Origin of the sequence: Chelativorans sp. AA-79, from assembly GCF_029457495.1 — a bacterium.
GTDB lineage: Bacteria > Pseudomonadota > Alphaproteobacteria > Rhizobiales > Rhizobiaceae > Chelativorans.
Genome location: NZ_CP120361.1, coordinates 238015 through 255374 on the forward strand (window position 1 = coordinate 238015; position 17360 = coordinate 255374).

The following is a 17360-nucleotide window of genomic DNA, read 5'->3' on the forward strand; positions in this document are numbered from 1 at the left end:
GAGGTAATGCCACAGGTCGGGTTCGCCGCCCTGATCGGATCGGGCAAAGGGACCGCCAGGCATCTCGCTACGCCGATATGCAGACCTTGTCCGGCGGCTATCCGACGAAGGCGCGCTCAACGACGAAATCGGCCGGCTCGGCATTGGAGCCTTCTTTCAGCCCCGCCTTCTCAACGAGCGCCTTGACATCCTTCAACATGGCCATGGATCCGCAGATCATGACGCGGTCGTTCTCGGGGTCGAACGGCTTCGTGCCAAGGGCACGGAAAAGCTCTCCGCTTTCGATCGATGTCGTGATGCGCCCCATCTGCCGCGAGGTTTCACGGGTGGTGGACGTAAAATGATGCAGCCGCCCGTCGGTCAGCTCACCGATCAGCGGATCCTCGCGGGTCGCGGCAACCAATTCCGCTCCATAGGCAAGCTCCGCCACGTCGCGGCAGGTATGGGTGAGAATGATCTGGTCGAATTTCTCGTAGGTTTCGGGGTCGCGGATAAGACTTGCAAAGGGGGCGATGCCCGTGCCCGTCGAGATCATGTAGAGCCTCTTTGCCGATGTCAGCGCGTCGAGCACCAGCGTGCCAGTCGACTTCTGCCGCATCAGCACGATGTCTCCTGGTTCGATTTTCTGCAGGTGCTGGGTGAGCGGGCCGTCCGGCACTTTGATGGAAAAGAACTCCAGTTCCTCATCCCAGGCAGGGCTCGCAATCGAGTAAGCGCGAAAGATCGGCTTTTCCGCGTTGGGCAGGCCGATCATCACGAACTCGCCCGAACGGAAGCGGAAAGTTTGCGGCCGCGTGATGCGAAAAGAGAACAGTCGGTCGGTATAATGCTTCACACTGACGACGCGCTCGGCGTAGACACCGGCGGGGATGGGAAACTCCAGCCTGTCGGCGGCTTCGAGATTGTGCAGCGCGGCAGTGTTCATTCGGCTTTTCCTCTCAACGGGTCTTTGCCAACTTGGTTTGCTCAGCCAAGATTTGCCTATCGACCTATTTCAAAATGCTGCAGAGCAAAAGGTCTGGTATTCTCGAATTCCGGCGCACTTGAGAAAAAGAGACGCGACTTCTTGCGCCGGTAGGATCGCCCAACCACTTGCTCTGTCCCGTTGTTATCGCCTAATACCTAAAGTTTAGTTGAGGTCAAGCCCGGAGGCATGACATGGGTATGGGCAATGGTCGGCCGCTGGTGCGGGAGCTTAGCGTGGGCGAGGTGGCGCGCCGTAGCGGAGTGGCGGTTTCCGCCCTGCATTTCTATGAGGCTAAGGGCCTTATCTCCTCCTACCGGACGAGTGGAAACCAGCGCCGCTACTCGCGCGATGCGCTGCGTCGTGTCGCAATCATCAAGGTAGCGCAGCGGCTGGGAATCCCACTTGCGACCATCCGGGAGGCATTGGGCACCCTCCCGGAAGGGCGCACGCCAAATGCTGCCGACTGGCGCAAACTTTCGGAATATTGGCGTGCCGATCTCGACGCACGTATCAACAAACTTGTGCAGTTGCGCGATCACTTGGATGAATGCATCGGCTGCGGCTGCCTGTCGGTCGAAACCTGTCCGTTGCGCAATCCCTATGATGGACTCGCGGAGCAGGGGAGCGGTCCACGCCTGCTTGACCAGGCGTGACCCTTGGCGCGTTCCGAGCTATCCCACACCAACGTAACGATGCACCATGTCCGGGTCTTCACGCAGGCGCCCGACATCGACGGTTTCCCGATTTCTGCCGTTCTCGATGAAAGATACGCGCGCGGCCACGGCAAGCACGGCGTGAAGCCTTTGCTCGACCAGCAGGACGGAGACGCCATTGTTGTGAAGGGCGGAAACAGTTTCGTGGATCCGCTCGATCATCGACGGCTGGAGTCCTTCCGTGGGTTCATCGAGCAGCAGCACGTCGGGTTCGAGACAGAGTGCACGGGCCATAGCGAGCATCTGCTGCTCTCCTCCGGAAAGCGTGCCGGAGCGCTGGTTGAGCCGCTCACGCAGGACGGGAAAGAGACGCAGGACATCTTCGCGCGTAGCCTCGCCTTTCCGTCGTGTCATGAGGCCTATCTCAAGGTTTTCAGCCACTGTGAGATCGGCGAAGAGCCTGCGCCCTTGCGGCACATAGGCTATGCCGGTCTTGGGCACTTCGTGTGGTGCAAGCCGCGACAGTTCCGTATGGCCTTTCCTTATACTGCCTGAACTCACCGGCACTTGGCCCATGATCGCTTTCAGCGCCGTGGTCTTGCCCGCACCGTTGCGCCCGAGAAGACAGTGCACCTCGCCCCGGCGCAATTCCAAAGTGAGGCCATACAGCACCTGTACGGAGCCGTAGAAGCAGTCGACCTGATCAAGTGTAAGGGCCGTATTCATGGGACACTTCCCAAATAGGCGTGCTGCACGGCCTTATCCGCGCGGATTTCCTCGGGCGTGCCTTCGGCGAGGATGCGTCCTTGTTCCATCACCGTGATGCGCCCGGCAAGTGCCATCACCACATCCATATTGTGCTCGATCAGGAGAACCGTAGCAGACTTCCCGATTTCGCGGACGAGGGCGATAAAGCTCCTTATCTCCTCATCGGACAGCCCCTGCGTCGGCTCGTCGAGGATGAGAAGGCGTGGCTTGAGCGCAAGCCCCATCGCGATCTCCACGAGCCGTTGATGGCCGTAGGAAAGATTGCCGGCCCGAGCATCGACATAGCGCGCAAGGCCGACCTTCTCCAAGGCCTCGAAACTCTGTCTTGCAAGTGCTTGGTGCGAGAAGCGCGCGGTTTCGTCATCGAGCAGGTGCCGCTGCACTGCGAGCGCCACATTGTCGAAGACGGTCAGATCGGAAAAGATACTGGTTATCTGAAAGGTGTAAGCGATGCCGGCGCGCACACGCTTGTGGGCGGGCAAGCGCGAAATGTCGCGGCCATCGAAGAACACGCTGCCCGACGACGCCGCAATCCGTCCGCAGATAAGGCTCACAAGCGTGGTTTTGCCTGCGCCATTGGGGCCGATAATCGCGCGGATTTCGCCCTCAAGCAGTGAGAAATCGACCCCGTCCACTGCTTTCAGCCCGCCGAAGGAGCGGCTCAGACCTTGTGTCGCAAGAAGCGGCGCTATGGCAGCCATGGAAGCCATCTTTCGCGCGCTGTGCCGGCGATGCCTCTGGGAAAATAGAGGACGAGCAGGATCAGTGCGAGGCCCACGACCAGCATGTAGGCGCTGGTATAGCCGGAGGCGATATCCACGGCGTAGAACATGAAAAATGTGCCGACCACCGGCCCGAGCGTCGTGGCAGCACCTCCCAGCAATACCCAGAGAAGCGGGAGGATGGAATATTGGATCGAGGCGAAGCTCGAGCCGGCATAGCCGAAGAGGATGGCATATGCTGCGCCGGCGGCGGCGCAAATGAGCGCGGAAATCGTCATCGACGAGAGTTTGTTTGTGAAGACGTCATAGCCCAGCATGCGCATACGCTCCTCACTTTCGCGGATTGCCACCAGTGTGCGGCCAAAGGAGGAGCGCACGAGAAACAGGAGGGAGAAGAGTACGGTGGCAAACAGCGCTAGAGCCACCATGTAACGCGTCCCCGGATCAGTGAGGTTCAACTCTATGCCGGGCAATGAAAGCACGCGCGCCGATTGGGGGAGAACAAGGCCTTCTTCCCCTCGTGTGTAGGTCGTGAAATAGAGTGTGGCAAGATAGAAGACCTGGGCGAACATCAGAGTGACAATCATGAAGGCCACACCCGCGGTGCGCAAAGCTAGAAAGCTTGCTGCGACTGCCAGTATCGCGCCGGCGGTCAGCCCTGCCAGAAGGGCCGGCCAAACGCTCCAGTCCAGATGATAGATCGTAAGGCCTGCACCATAGAGTCCGGCTGCGAAGAACATTGCATGACCCAGGCTCAACAACCCCGTATAGCCGTAGGCCAGATTGTAACCCATCGCGAAGACGGCAAGCACCATCACGCGCGAGAAGATGCCACGGTGATATTCCGGCAGCACGAAGTTCAACGCGAAAAGCAAGGCAAGAATACCGAAATGCAACCACAGGGCCTTGGCGCTTATGGTCATTGCGTCACCGTTCCGAACAGACCTTGCGGCCGGAAGACCAGAACGAGTGCCACCAGCAATGTCGCGAGCATTTTGGCAAGGGTTGGCGAGAAGAACATGGATATAATGCCATCCGAAAGCCCGATCAGCAGGGCGGCGATAACCGTGCCGCGCAAGGAGCCCAGCCCGCCGATGATGACAACTATGAAGGACAGGAGCAACGGATCCTGGCCCATGAGATAGTGGGCCTGTCGGATCGGCACGACCAGGACCGCCGCAAGAGCGGCCAATCCTGCACCCAACGCGAAGACACCGGCGTAGACGCGGTCGACGGGTATGCCGAAAGCCTGCGCGGTCTCGCGGTCTGACTGCGTCGCGCGCATGACCAGGCCGGCCTTCGTGTGCGCAAGCAAAAACCAGGTCGCAAGCATCAAGAAGATCGAAGCACCGACAACAGCCAGTTTGTAGCTCGAATAGCCGAACCAGGGCAGCGATAGCCGCACATCGAAAGGAGGCTGCACAGGCCGCGCCTCCGGTCCGTAGAAGGTGAGCGCCAGTTGCTGAATGATGTAGAGAAGGCCAATCGTGGCGACGATCGTGGTTTCCGGCTCATAGTTTAGCCGGCGAAGGACCAGGCGCTCGGACAGAAAGGCGACGGCGGCAACGGTCAAGGGGCTTGCCGCAAGCGCAAGCAAAAAGCCAAGGGCCGGATGCCCCCCGATGAGGCTCGCGAACCACCAGGCGAGCACCGCACCCAGCATGTAGAACTCGCCATGGGCGACATTGACGATACGCATGACGCCGAAGACGAGCGACAGTCCCAGCGCCATCAGCGCAAGCACGGCCGCCATGACCAGACCTTCCAGGGTGGCGAGGAGGAGATAGGGGCCGAAGGCCATAGGAATGCATCCGGGATTGTGCAGCAGGCCAGAGGCCCACGACGGACAGGGGGAAACCGTCCCTGTCAGAACGGCATGGTCGTGTAATCGGCCTCCGGTTCGTACAATCCGTCTTCGATGGAGGTGCGATGCACCACCTCCAGCTTCCCGCCCTTTACCTGGCTGATGCTCTGTTCGCCGAAGACCTGATGAGTCCTGCCATTGAAAAGCTTCTTTCCCTGCGGATGCCGGCGTCCGGCTTCCATCTCCGTCATAGCCTCGGTGGCCTCGATCAGCTTGGCGCGGTCGCCCGGTCCCTCATAGCCTGCTGCCTCCATGGCGGCCTTGATGATGTAGAGCGTTTCCCAGCAGCCGAACATATGAGCCGCTGTGGAGACATCCTTGGGATCGTTGATGCTCGCACCGTTCTCATCGATGCCGACCGTCTTCCGGTAGAATGTCACGAAATCCGGCTGATCCGGTTGCGCGTAGCGTGGCATCCCTTCCCAGAAATGGCTGCCCTCCAGGAATTCAAGCCCCGGACTGTTGATGTCGACCGCTTCGAGCGAGTCGATGAAGCCGAAGAGTTGCGGCCCGCCCGAACCGAAGAACTCGCCAAGTTCCTTCACGAAAGTCAGTACCGCTGGTCCCACCATGACGTGATAGATGACATCCGTGTCGCGCGGTATTTGCGGGAAATAGCGGGTGAAAGAGGTTTCGGTCGGCGGGATCGGCACCTTGGCGATCACCTCGCCCCCCTGGACCCGGATCGCAGGTTCGAAGAAATCACGATGATCGTGCCCGAAAGCGTAATCGGGATAGATGAGGGTGACCTTTTTCCCCAGATTGTCCGCTATCCAGGGAGCGACGGAACGCACCTGCGCCTTTACGTCTGTGATGCCGGGCTGAACACAATAGCGGTTAAGCCTTCCGGAAGCGACGTGGTAGCCTTCGCTGACCACGTAGTAGGGTATCTTCAATTCGCCCGCCGTCGGCGCAGAGCCCACGACGACATGTGAAAACAATGTGCCATAGACAAGGTCTGCCTTGTGCTGGTTGGCAAATTTCTCGACCACCTCAGAGCCGCGTTTCGGGTCCGTGCCATCGTCCTCGATAATGATCTCCAAAGGCCGTCCGTTGATGCCGCCTTCATCATTGATGAGCTTCGCGGTTGCGGTGGTGACCCGTTCGTACCAGCGGCCGTAGGCTGCGCCGATGCCGGTCCGGTGGCACTGAAAGCCGATCTTGATGGGAGCGGACGACTGGGCCTGGGCATAGCGGACGAAGCCAGGCGCAACCAATGTTCCGGCGGTGGTGGCCAGACCCTGGAGGGCAGCCCTGCGGGAAATTCCGTTCGCCGCCGTACCCTGGAATTTGTTTTTGTGGATCATGACCCGTCCTCTCCTGTCGACGCGGGCGCAAAGCGCAGCGCGGAGAAGAAAACACCAAACCTTCGCAGTTGCAACAATGAGGTGGCGTGGGTTCAACCCGCCGTTGGTGTCGAAAGAAGCCACAGGCCGAAGAGGGTGTAACTTATCATCAGTATGGCCATCGGCAATTGACTGGCGGCGACGCGACGGTTGGTACCATAGACACGGTAGGCGAGAGCATGGGCGAGCATCACCGCCAACACGTGACCGAGAACGATCGCGGCTGCCTGCGCATTCCATATCGCCCAAGCGGAAGCGGCGCCCGTGGTCAAGCCGGCCCGCACATGCGGGATGGCCGTGCCGAAGAGGTTCCAGCCGAGGGAGAAAGGATCCGACAGCGCGGCAACGGCATACTGGCCATTGACCAGAAGAGCCGTGAGGTAGTGGGAAAAGTGGTAAGCAAGCGCAATGGGAGTGATGGACCAAACGAGCAGTCCTGCCGCACGGTACCAGCTTCTTGCGCCAGCCAAGCGTTCGCCCAGCCACACCGCCACCGCAAAAAACGCGCCGAGCACCAGGAATGAGGCAACCAGCCCCACGCTGTTTTCCACCACCACCGCCGACCGTCCGGGGAATTCGAGCGGATTTACCCTTATCAGATCCAGCCAAACGAAACTCCGCATGAATCCGTCGAAGGAGACGGTACTCAGGGCGAGCAGGAGAAACGCTACACCACTTAAGGGGAGCGGTTCGATATTTGCAAGCTTAGCTCCGGGGAGCCCGAGTGAAAGCTGAAAGCCTCCGGTTTCGAAGCGCGCTTGGAAAAGGGAAAGTCGCGAGAGCATCCGGAAGAAGACGGAGAGGAACTCCACCCGGCTTGTCCAGGCTTTAAAACCGAACAGGCATATGCCCATGAATGTCATTACCCAATAAGCAAGTGCGGCTGCCGCAAGGCGGGCGGGGTCGTCCGGCGCGATATAGACGAGCTCGAACCAGGCAAAGGCGAGAAAAAGCAGAACTGCGGCGCGATAGCCGAGCTTTTCCGGGAGATGGAACCAGCCAGACCTTCCGGTCAGCCTCACGAAGAGCCGCCATGGGCCATACCACGGGTTCAGCCAAGCCCAAAGGTTGCCGAGCAAGCCCTGTACCAGAGTGAGCCCCACCCACAGCAGCGTCCAAATCGTGAGTGGAAGGGGATTCGCCAGCGGATCGCGGCTGCCGGAGACGCCTGCATAAAGAAGACCGACGTAAAGAAGAAATGAGAGGAAGCTGGTCTGTGCGCGGCCGTCAAAGGGGACCTTGCCAAGGGAAACGCGTCGCGAGAAGAGCCGCATCAGCGGCAAAGGCGGCAGGAACGCCAATGCGAGAAAGCTCGCCGCCACGGCGATGGCGCCACCCAGCATGTAGAACTGTGTGGGCAAGAGGAGCACATGGCCGCGCTCCGAAGCATGCGCAAGGGCATGCCCGTTTTGAGAGAGAGACGCGGACAGTGTGCAGGTTAGAGAAAGAAAGACGCGGCGGATGATCGTAGATCGCATCCGGCCAATCTGGCCGAGGATATCCCGCTTGAAAAGGCGCGCCGTGCAGACACCGCTCCAGCGCGCCTTGACGTTCTTACATCCCGAGCAGGACTTTGGCTTCCGCCAGGGTCGCCTCGGAGGCGGCATGGTTGCCGGCTTGGTGCTCCTGCTCGCCTCTGGCACGCAGTTCCATGACCTTTGCCCTATCTTCTTCCGAGAGCTGGGCGTTGGGTAGGGCGGCGTCTATTTCGGCCATGAGGGCAGGGCATTGGTTGGCGAGCGCCGTCGCCGGAAAGGCGAGCAGCGACAGCACTATCAGGGCAGAACGCAACATCGGAAATCCTCCTCCATGCCGGCCGCGGTGTTCTCCGCGTTCGCAACGGCACAAAACAATATCCTGGCAAGACGCACCGTGAAAGATGTGCGGGGGTCACGTTTGCGCGAGCCCCGCCGACGAGGCCTTATTGCGGTCGTGGCCGGCCAAGCGCTTCAGCCCCTCCCGTTTCAAGGCCTTGCCGATCCCAAGACGGGCGGCCAGGTCTGCTGCGTTGAAAGGGGCATGCACCTTTGCGTCATTGTCGAAATAAACATAGACGTCGCGTCCCGCCGGCTGCGGTTTCGTCGGTGAGAGTACGCGGTTGGCGTCCACAGGTTCCCTGCCTTTCACCCAAGCCTTTATTCGCGTCGCCCAACGATCGAGCGCCTCGTCGTCGTAGCCGCTCGAATAAAGGTGTTCGGACCCATGGAGGCGGCAATAGATGAAGTCCGCAGCAACGTCCATCAGCAGGGGCCAGTCCGGCGTGTCTGCACACACCAGCGCTATGTTGTAGCGGCGCAGAAGATCAATGAATGCGCCGGTGCAAAAGCTGTCATGCCTGATCTCTACCGCGTGGCGTATCGGCTGGCTGATACCGGCTTCGGTCCAGGCACGGCCCTCGAGGCGCCGATCATGCCTGCGGGCCAAGGCTGCTGCTGCTTCGGTGTCGCTCGGGAGTAGCTTGAAGAATGCCTCGAACCGCTCCGGATCGAACTTCATGCGCGGTGGAAACTGCCACAGGATTGGCCCGAGCTTCGGCCCGAGGCGCAGGGGACCTGACGCAAGGAAATTGGCGAGCGGCGTTTCCACACCGTTCAGCCGCTTCATGTGCGTGATGTAGCGCGATCCTTTGATGGCGAAGACGAAATCATCCGGTGTCTCGCCACACCAGCGGGCAAAGCTCTCGGGACGTTGCATGCCGTAGAACGTGCCATTGATCTCGAGAGTACGAAAATGCTCCGCCGCATAAGCAAGCTCGCGCTTCTGGGGCAGGCCTTCAGGATAGAACACGCCGCGCCAGGGTTTGTAGGTCCAGCCAGAAATGCCGATGCGGATCGTACCTTGCTTCTGCATTCGCCCGTCCGGGGGGCACGATTGCCTCCTCACCGGAACGACCCTGTGGCGGCTTCGTTCCAAAGGCAGTCCGCCGGGCACCTGGCCCTTTCTCATCCTCACGTCATAGCAGGCGAGCCGGCAAGCTCCACCGCCGGCCCGCAGGGTTAGTGCTGACGAAGTCGCTTGCGGGCCGGGGAGGGAAACATCCCCGCCTGGGCTAACGCTGAGCCGAGAGCGATTCCAATACTCGCAGTCAGTCTCGTAGCTGTGCGTTGATCTCCGTCAGCCTCCGCTGACGTGCTTGGCCCCGCGTATCAGGCTCGGCGAAACCGGAGGCGAGAATGACGGCCGTCGTGGTTGCCGCGCGCCCAGCCTCCTCCAGTGCGCCACCGCCCGATCGGCGGCAATGCCGAAGACGGATTGGGCCTTCGGCGGATGGGAAAGATGGCCGGAAAAGCCCATCCCTATAGATTGCGCATGACAAAGCTTGACGAGGCGCCTGCCCGCTCAGTCGCGCCGACCTCGGCCACGGAGCGCGGGTTCATCAGCGCCTCATCGGCCAGTGTTTGACTCGTTGCTGGCCGCATTACGGCGTGCTCAATCGATGTCGAGGCGGACCGGAATTGTGCCGCATTCCGGCTCGCCGAACTGAGCAGTTTCGGAGAAGGTACTGGGCCTGCATATCCGTCGGTCTTGTCCTCGATGCGTGCCAGGCTGATGGCTTGGCACCGTTGGCCGCGAGATCGTGCAAGTTCATCCCCGCCGGGCTTTTTCCGGTTCGAGGGGGCGTGCTTCCGAAGCAAGCATCACAGGGACGCCCTCACGGACCGGATAGGCAAGCCCTGCCCTAACGGAAACGAGCTCGCTCCTGGCTGCGTCCCACTTCAAAGAACCCTTTGTCAGAGGGCACGCCAACAGCTCCAAAAGCTTGGGATCGATCGAAGCCCTCTCCGTTTGTCGAGCATCCGTCATCGGCTTATCTCACTTGTGGCCTACGCATCGAGGCCATTGGGGATCGCGGAGCGGTTCACCTGCCACTATCGACCCCGCCCGACCGCCGAGCTGGCGAGGAAATTGTTGCAGCGGGGCATTCGCTTCTGTCCGAGACGTGACCCGGGTTTCCGGTAGTGGAAACCCTTAGGAAAACAGCAGCGAAGAAAGCTTCCGTCGCGCCGCGAGCGTCTCGGGATCGGTCATTCCCCAGGCGTCGAAGAACTCAAGCAGTTTTGCCCGCGCGGCATCCTCGTTCCAGTCGCGGTCGGCTTTCACGATGGCCAGCAGATTGTCTGCTGCTTCCTGCCGCTTTCCCTGTGCGTTCTGGACCAGCGCGAGATCGAAACGCGCCTGGTGATCGGCCGGGTCGGCCTCAAGGCGCCTTTGCAGCTGGACGGGATCTCCGAGATCTGCGACCTGCTCCGCCAGGGCCATCTTTGCCCGCACGGCCGCGACCGCCGCCGCGTTCCTCTTCGTTTCGGGAACCCGGTCGAGAACGGACCGCGCTTCTTCCGTCTGGCCTGTCTCGAAGAGCAGATCGGCAAGGCCCGCGATCGCCTCGACATGTTCCGGCTCCTGCTGCAAAACGGCAGAGTAGATCTGTGCCGCCATCTGCGAATCGCCGGCTTCCCGTGCTTCGGAAGCGGCTGCAAGCGCGTCCTCCACCTGCTTACCGCCACCGGCGGAAATCCGCTTTATGAACTCGCGAATCTGGCTTTCCGGGACTGCGCCCATGAAGCCGTCCACCGGCTGGCCGTCCTTGAAAGCGATCACCGCGGGGATCGACTGAATCCCGAGTTGGCCCGGAATGGCCGGATGCTCATCGATATTGAGCTTCACGAGCTTCACTCGGCCGCCAACTTCCCGCACCACCTTCTCAAGCGTGGGCGTAAGCTGCTTGCATGGCCCGCACCACGGCGCCCAGAAGTCCACCAGCACCGGCTGATTGCGCGACTCCTGCACCACATCAGCTGCGAAAGCGGCAGTGCTGGTGTCTTTGATAAGATCGCCCGTGGATGGCGCACTGGACAACCCTGCTATCCCGCCGGCGGCGCCGGCATCCGCATGCGGTGCGTTTCCGAAGGTGACATTGGTTGTCATCCCGCCGCCCGCATAAGGGTTTTCACGGTCGTTCATCTCTGCCCCTTCCTGGACTTCATCCTTGATGACCTTGCGCATAGCAGCCGATCATGCAAACGCAAAGCGGCTCCCGTGATGTGGCGATCATTGCGATACTTTCAAGATGAGGGGCTCGTGACCCGTGGATCTGAGGAACCGCAGCAGATCAGAGCGGCGGATGGAGGTCGTGGCCTCATTGTGGAGCGGATGGGCATTGATCACATCGCTCTCCATGAGCTGTTCGTCGAGGACGACCGTCACCTGTCGCAGGTCATCGTTTATCACGCCGAATACCGTGACGGATCCAGGCGCCACGCCGAGGAACGCCTCAAGCCGCTCTGCGCTGCCGAAGGAGAGGCGGCCCGACGCGCCGAGCGTATGGTGGATGGCCTTGAGGTCCACGCGCGCATCTTCCGCGACGGTCAGAAGAAAATACCTGCCCTTCCTGTCCTTCAGGAAGAGGTTTTTCGTGTGGGCACCGGGAATCTTTCCGCGCAGGCCGCGGGATTCTTCGACGGTGAAGAGGGGAGGATGCCCGTAGGTGCTCACCTCGATGCCAAGCTCCGCGAGATGTCGCATCAAATCATCCGGTGTTTTAGGCATATGGCTCTCCAATCATGCTGAGGCCGGTCTACGCGTTTCGCCCGCACAGGTGCAAGCAGGAGAGCGCCCGACCACGGTGCGAGCCCTGTCTCCTGTTTCGACGCGAATTCCCTGTTGCAATCGGTGCCGAGTTCAGCCATATAAGCGCCGCTTACGGCGTTTCGCCGCGCGAGCGGGTGTAGCTCAGGGGTAGAGCACAACCTTGCCAAGGTTGGGGTCGAGGGTTCGAATCCCTTCGCCCGCTCCAGTTTTCCTTAGATTTGAAGGGCTTAGGGCTCGGGGTATCCGGGCCTTTCTGCTGTCTGGGCGCCGGGGAGCGGGCGGGGGAGTTTGCCTCAACAGATGGTGGCGTTCCGCTTCGGAACAAAATTTCACTCTGCCGCTTGGCCCATGGGCTCTGTTGCCGTGTCGCTGGCGCTCTCTCCCTCTCTGCTCGATACGGCTCCAATCGCCCCAGAAAGAAGGGCGTGAAGTGCCTCCCCTATCTGGCGCGCCAAGAAAGGCGGTACCGCATTGCCAACTTGGACAAACTGCTCAGTCTGGTTGCCGAAAAAGCGATAATTGTCAGGAAATGTCTGCAGACGAGCAGCTTCTCGTAGAGTCAGCGCCCGGCACTGCATGGGGTCGGGATGGATGAAGTAGTGCCCGTCTTTCGCAAGATGGCTGGTTATAGTTGTAGAGGGAGCATCCCAAATTTGCACTCGAAACCGATCGGAGAATACTCCACTATCCCAATTTTTATGGTTCGGTGCTAGGATAGGAGGAAACTCTTTAGCGACTGGTGAGCGTCCGGTCACCTCTGCAAATACCGCAGCGAAGAAATAGCGAGCAAGGTCGGATTCCATATGACCACGGCTGAGATGGCCCTTTAGCAATTTGAGTCTTCGATCCATAATCCACTCACGAAGGCTTTGGGGGCATCTTTCGGACAGAGCACCTAGGTCGGAACTGCTTCGATGTGTCGGACCTTCGCCATTCGCTATCTGTTTAGCGAGCACTCGGGATCGTTGGTTGATCAGACGATAGTTGTCGTCGCCGGATTCTGCCGTAGCCTCAATCACCTTTTGAACTGATCTGGCCAAAGCGCTCTTCCATGCATCGACCGAGTCTGCCTTGCTCACGCCGCTGCGTATAGCTGGCAACGTCCTCAACACATCAGCGACAGTAACCTTTATCGCGGTCAGCTCAGTTTCTGATTGAGTCTGCTGCTTCAACAGAGCTAAATCCCGACGTACGCCAACTATGATGATACGATGCCGTGCTTGAGGTACACTGAATACTTCCGAACGGATGACAAAGTCCTTTGGCTTCCGAGTAAGCTTTAGGTGGCCGATACCGCCTGGCCCCGGCGCAAAGGCGAAGAACTCATAGGTCTGCGAATTGCCTCCAACAGCGGCGAGATCGGCAAGCACCTTCTTGAAAATGTCCTCCCCCCCAACTGACGTGGAGAGCATCCCCTTTACATTTTCCATAACGAATGCTGCGGGCTTTAGTTTCTCCAACGCCGCGATGTATTCTTTATAGAGAAAGTGGCGCTTGTCTTTTGCCGGGTCGTACTCCGCAATTCCCCTGTTCCGAGCGCGGCCGGCAATAGAATAGGCTTGGCAGGGGGGCCCACCGATAACGATGGTTCTGTCACCCGAACTCTCACGAATTGCTTGGAGTTTCGGGGCGATTACATCGCTCGCGCCCTCCTCTCCAAGCTCCAACAGGAGTGCCTCGGCCTCAGCAGCTTGCCATTGCTCTGGATAGAGAGTTTCCCAGTCCGGCTCGTCAATCTCGTCGTTCAGAAATGAGTAATACCGGTCGGGGAAACTGTCGCCAAACTGGCGCAAAAAGGCTCGGAAACGCAGCGTCTTATGAGCTGTCGCATCCTTCTCAACTGATAAAGCAATATTAAAGGGACGAAAACCATCCGCATCACGGACGGATGCGAATCCTTCGGCGAGTCCGCCCGGGCCAGCGAACAAGTCCACTACCTGAAACGGTACTGCTGCTGTTTTCACGGTCAAAAACTGAGCGTCCCGGGCCTCATCAGATGCGCAGAGACATGCACCAAGATTGTCATTAACAACTGTTCGCGCAATCGCATTGAGGCGTCTAACCAATTCGGAAGATCGTCTTGGACCACCGTCGTCCCAAAGCGGGCGTGGACGAGTAAACTGTGAGGTTCTGGAGGAGCCCCCAAACTGAATTGCTCACGACAAAGAAAGACTGCTGGACTACGTTTTGTGTTCTGGAGCGCGTCAGTAGGCACGAGGAGAGCCAACTGCATAGGTAGTGGACCGGTATTGGCTTGTGCTTGATCGCAAGCCGCGCCCCCACGGATCACCACCAACTGACCGTCATTTACTCGATCCGGTTTTAGCTTGAATTCCTTATCTCTTAGATGTGCAGCAGTAACGCCGAACCTTGCTTTCATCGCAGCGTCTTCGAGTTGAGCAGCGGAAAGCGGAATAATCGCACCCCAGTCCGTTTTGTTGACGGACTCACCTGGCCCAATAGCCAAATGTGCCATCCGATTCATCTGTGCTTTCTGAGCGTCAGTAAGCACGATGCCCGGCTGAGGGAATGTTACGGCACGTTTCCATAGATCTGCAGAACCGGGTGCCTCGGCCTGATTCAGTATCCTGTCGCTGAGCAATGGAGACAGCGCTGCCGTCACAGCACCCCTCGGATCATTCGGAGCATTGGAAGCTCCAAAAGCAGCCTCCGCTAAGCGGCTCAGGATGCCATCAAGAGCCGCCGGATAGGCCGTAAAGGTTCGCTGATCGTCAGGTACAAGCTGACCCACAAGCGCCAGCGTGGAATTTGCCGCCGCCAATACGTCGCGCTCCCAACTCAGGAGTGCGGATAGCTGCGGCATAGACGCAATCTGCTCTCCAATGGCAGATCGGATACCTTTCACATCCCACTGACCGGCCGCCTGGCCGAACAGCTTCTTATCCAACGCAAGTACCGCGATAGGGCGCTTGCTTAGAGGCAGAATCTGTTCAAGCCGTCCCGAGAATTCAACTCGTTCTTGCTCATGGGATGTCCATAACACCAGTACATAGGGGCCATGCGTTTCCGGAATGCACAGATTCAGTATATTGGCAAGAGTGTCATAGTGCTGGATACTCGCGGGTGCGCCTTTCAGGAGATGGAGATCGCTGAACAAGATACGCAGTCCATGGAACAGCGACGGTGACGGCAGCGCCTCCGGATCAAATTCAATCCCAACACATGGGGCACCAAGGCGATGGAGCGCCTGAATTAGAGGTGAGAGCTCCTTAGGATCATCGTCTATCGCAATATATCGCGCAGGCGTGAACATTAGTGTCTACCAAACACAAGCGCAACTACAGCGCCGTCAAAAGCCTCGGGCACGTCAGCTTGCTCCGCAGCAGGAAACACAAGATGCCCTTCGTTAAGGTCCATCACCAAGTTTGCAAAATACAAGCCTAGACCGCTTCCACCAGGTCGACGTGTGAAAAACGGACTAACAATTGTGGCTGGATCATCCAAGAAACCCGGGCCATTATCCGCAACAATAATTGCGGGGCCGCCTTCGAAATCGGGGAACACATTGACGTATATACGCCTGTCGTCAGCATTTGGATGGCGGACTTTGACCCAGTGAACTGCGTTGTCTATCAAATTGGTCAGAGCACCGAGCACCAGGCCAGAACTGAAAACGGCGGTTGCGTCCGGGCCATCCTCCTCCAGAGCTGGACATGTAAGCTTGATGCCGTGTAGGCGAAATCGCAGAAGGCTCAGGTCTCTGGCTGTTCGCACAATGTCTCTAAGCGAGCCGGACTTTCTCGTCGTGTTCCGCAGCAGCTGTGTTGATGTTTCCAACAGGCCTTGAAGCTGGCCTGCCTGTTCGCGCAAGCTCTCAATATCGAAGTCCGGATCATTGATTGCTCCGGTTAATACACGGACGCCACGCTCCACCTCGTGAAAAATAACAGCAAGGCCGGCGTTGGACACACCGGATCGCGCGAAATTCTCACGCAATATTGCATAGTCGGTCTCAATCTTATGGATTGCAGGTTCTAAAATCTTGTCCACGCGGTTCGCCCGCGCCAGACGCCGCAACTCTGCCAATGGTCCCTCAATGCCCTCTGATGTCCCGCTCGGCTCTCCAGTCACTTGGCGGATATGTTCTTTGTCTATGTTGCGCTCGACTTGTAGTATCGTCAACGCACCAAGGACTATTCGTTTAAGTCTTTGATAAGCCTCGGTCTCCACGAATCCTTCGCGATTCGTCTTCTCCTGAAGAGCATAGCTTTCAGCTAAGCTTAGATCGACAACACCTACGGTGATATTCCGGCTTAGACGCTTGGCTGGCTCGTTTACTCGCCGGAGATCAAGGCCAAGCCAATCATCACTGGGTTCGCCATAATTATATACGCGGACACCGTCACGATAGACGCGGACACCACCATTCTGGTCGAGATATCGTTCGAGGAAACGGGTATCTCCATAGAGAGGCAAAATCTTCTTATCTCTGTCGAAGATGTAGAAGCGACCCGATACAGGCCCAATTCCTGCAAGAGTCTCTTCATCTGCCGCTATCCGGCCACGCCGCCGCGGTCGTGGTTCATCGCTTGGATCAAGTACGTCCGGCTCCTCGCCAGGCGGGATCTGAAAGTGAATTTCGTCGCGCTCCACCACACGTTTGTTGAGTTTCAGCCGCGGGATACCTCTGAATTCGTACCGGTAGTGCAGTCTGCGTCCATCAAAGTCGAACTCGAATGTGTAAGGGGCCTTCTCTAACAGTTGCTCCACTCCAGGGAGTGTTGACAACCATTCCGGATGCTCGGGCACCTCCAGCCTTACATCGAAATCACCTATCCGGTCGCCAAATGGCGAGGCTATGGAGGTAACTTGCCTATAAAGGTCGCGAACCTCGCCCCTCGTCCAGTCGGCAGAACGCAAACGGCTGATTTCGATGAGCGTCCCCGTTCCTGTCTTGAAGACTTGGGGAGTGCGTTCCCGCACAGTGATCTCCGCTTCTGCTAGATAGGTCTTCTCCAGCAGAACGTCCCAGTCGAAATCCACAATGCACTCGGCCTCCCCCTCCGCTCTGGTGACGAGACGGATTCGATCGCCGAGCTTATGAACAGCGAACCGTCCCACACCTTTCTCGCCAAGCGGCAATCGGCCGTATTTTGGTGATCGGACGTTCTTCTCGCGATCCTTTTCCCGGTGATCATGCCCAGGGACTAACCATACATCTTCGATGGTCTGCAATGACATGCCTTGACCATTGTCGCGTATGGTTATCTTCGCTTTTGTCGTGCCAACATTGTGAAATGTGATAACGACTTCGTCCGCATCAGCATCGTACGCATTTTTGACGAGCTCAAAAAGCGCCAGACGAGGCGAACCTATAAGCTGATCCCCCAGCAGCTGGAGCAACCTAGCGCGCGGCTTAAAGGACCGCTGCAATACGCGTTCAGCTTCTACCGGCACAGATTACCCCTCATCGCCCGCGGCACGGATCGA

16 protein-coding genes and 1 tRNA gene are annotated in these 17360 nt (G+C 58.7%); 2 read left to right on the forward strand and 15 right to left on the reverse strand.

Going from position 1 to position 17360, the window contains the following annotated elements:
• Nucleotides 1-97: 97 nt before the first annotated feature.
• A complete protein-coding gene (locus PVE73_RS01205; RefSeq protein WP_277365196.1) occupies nucleotides 98-925 on the reverse strand; it encodes a ferredoxin--NADP reductase in 828 nt (275 codons plus the stop codon).
• A gap of 233 nt (nucleotides 926-1158) precedes the next feature.
• On the opposite strand from PVE73_RS01205, the gene soxR reads away from it, so the two are divergent.
• Entirely contained in the window at nucleotides 1159-1620 is a 462-nt protein-coding gene (soxR, locus tag PVE73_RS01210; RefSeq protein WP_277365197.1) for a redox-sensitive transcriptional activator SoxR, read from the forward strand.
• A gap of 18 nt (nucleotides 1621-1638) precedes the next feature.
• Here the strand turns inward: soxR and PVE73_RS01215 are convergent, their stop codons facing one another.
• The 11 genes from PVE73_RS01215 to PVE73_RS01265 all read right to left on the reverse strand — a co-directional run bounded on the left by PVE73_RS01215 (nucleotide 1639) and on the right by PVE73_RS01265 (nucleotide 11867).
• On the reverse strand, nucleotides 1639-2346 hold the full coding sequence (locus PVE73_RS01215) for an ABC transporter ATP-binding protein (protein WP_277365198.1): 708 nt from the start codon (nucleotides 2344-2346) through the stop codon (nucleotides 1639-1641).
• Nucleotides 2343-3080 carry an ABC transporter ATP-binding protein gene (locus tag PVE73_RS01220; RefSeq protein WP_277367303.1) on the reverse strand — a complete coding sequence of 246 codons (738 nt, stop codon included), beginning with the start codon at nucleotides 3078-3080 and terminating at the stop codon, nucleotides 2343-2345. Before PVE73_RS01220 ends, PVE73_RS01215 begins: the two co-directional genes overlap by 4 nt.
• Nucleotides 3077-4033 (reverse strand): branched-chain amino acid ABC transporter permease, encoded by a 957-nt coding sequence (locus PVE73_RS01225; RefSeq protein ID WP_277365199.1) that lies wholly within the window; start codon nucleotides 4031-4033, stop codon nucleotides 3077-3079. The genes PVE73_RS01220 and PVE73_RS01225 overlap by 4 nt, the downstream gene beginning before the upstream one ends.
• A complete protein-coding gene (locus PVE73_RS01230; protein ID WP_277365200.1) occupies nucleotides 4030-4911 on the reverse strand; it encodes a branched-chain amino acid ABC transporter permease in 882 nt (293 codons plus the stop codon). The genes PVE73_RS01225 and PVE73_RS01230 overlap by 4 nt, the downstream gene beginning before the upstream one ends.
• A gap of 65 nt (nucleotides 4912-4976) precedes the next feature.
• Entirely contained in the window at nucleotides 4977-6281 is a 1305-nt protein-coding gene (locus PVE73_RS01235; RefSeq protein ID WP_277365201.1) for an ABC transporter substrate-binding protein, read from the reverse strand.
• Nucleotides 6282-6373: 92 nt separating this feature from the next.
• Complete coding sequence (locus PVE73_RS01240) at nucleotides 6374-7621, reverse strand: hypothetical protein (RefSeq protein ID WP_346772392.1); 1248 nt, start codon at nucleotides 7619-7621, stop codon at nucleotides 6374-6376.
• Between the two features lie 253 nt (nucleotides 7622-7874).
• Entirely contained in the window at nucleotides 7875-8114 is a 240-nt protein-coding gene (locus tag PVE73_RS01245; RefSeq protein ID WP_277365203.1) for a hypothetical protein, read from the reverse strand.
• A gap of 96 nt (nucleotides 8115-8210) precedes the next feature.
• Nucleotides 8211-9170, reverse strand: a complete 960-nt coding sequence (locus PVE73_RS01250) for a DUF72 domain-containing protein (RefSeq protein WP_277367304.1) — start codon at nucleotides 9168-9170, stop codon at nucleotides 8211-8213.
• Between the two features lie 735 nt (nucleotides 9171-9905).
• Nucleotides 9906-10124 carry a Trm112 family protein gene (locus PVE73_RS01255; protein ID WP_277365204.1) on the reverse strand — a complete coding sequence of 73 codons (219 nt, stop codon included), beginning with the start codon at nucleotides 10122-10124 and terminating at the stop codon, nucleotides 9906-9908.
• Between the two features lie 165 nt (nucleotides 10125-10289).
• The gene (gene trxA, locus PVE73_RS01260) at nucleotides 10290-11282 is read right to left on the reverse strand and encodes a thioredoxin (protein ID WP_277365205.1); all 993 of its coding nucleotides are present in this window, start codon (nucleotides 11280-11282) and stop codon (nucleotides 10290-10292) included.
• Between the two features lie 87 nt (nucleotides 11283-11369).
• On the reverse strand, nucleotides 11370-11867 hold the full coding sequence (locus PVE73_RS01265) for a prolyl-tRNA synthetase associated domain-containing protein (RefSeq protein ID WP_277365206.1): 498 nt from the start codon (nucleotides 11865-11867) through the stop codon (nucleotides 11370-11372).
• Nucleotides 11868-12039: 172 nt separating this feature from the next.
• On the opposite strand from PVE73_RS01265, the gene PVE73_RS01270 reads away from it, so the two are divergent.
• Nucleotides 12040-12114, forward strand: a tRNA-Gly gene (locus PVE73_RS01270).
• Nucleotides 12115-12238: 124 nt separating this feature from the next.
• Here the strand turns inward: PVE73_RS01270 and PVE73_RS01275 are convergent.
• Genes PVE73_RS01275 through PVE73_RS01285 form a run of 3 tightly spaced genes read right to left on the reverse strand, consistent with a single transcriptional unit; the run spans nucleotide 12239 to nucleotide 17273 of the window.
• Nucleotides 12239-13873, reverse strand: a complete 1635-nt coding sequence (locus tag PVE73_RS01275) for a DNA cytosine methyltransferase (protein WP_277367305.1) — start codon at nucleotides 13871-13873, stop codon at nucleotides 12239-12241.
• A gap of 2 nt (nucleotides 13874-13875) precedes the next feature.
• A complete protein-coding gene (locus tag PVE73_RS01280) occupies nucleotides 13876-15183 on the reverse strand; it encodes a hypothetical protein (RefSeq protein ID WP_277365207.1) in 1308 nt (435 codons plus the stop codon).
• Nucleotides 15183-17273 carry an ATP-binding protein gene (locus PVE73_RS01285; RefSeq protein WP_277365208.1) on the reverse strand — a complete coding sequence of 697 codons (2091 nt, stop codon included), beginning with the start codon at nucleotides 17271-17273 and terminating at the stop codon, nucleotides 15183-15185. Before PVE73_RS01285 ends, PVE73_RS01280 begins: the two co-directional genes overlap by 1 nt.
• Nucleotides 17274-17360 lie beyond the last annotated feature (87 nt).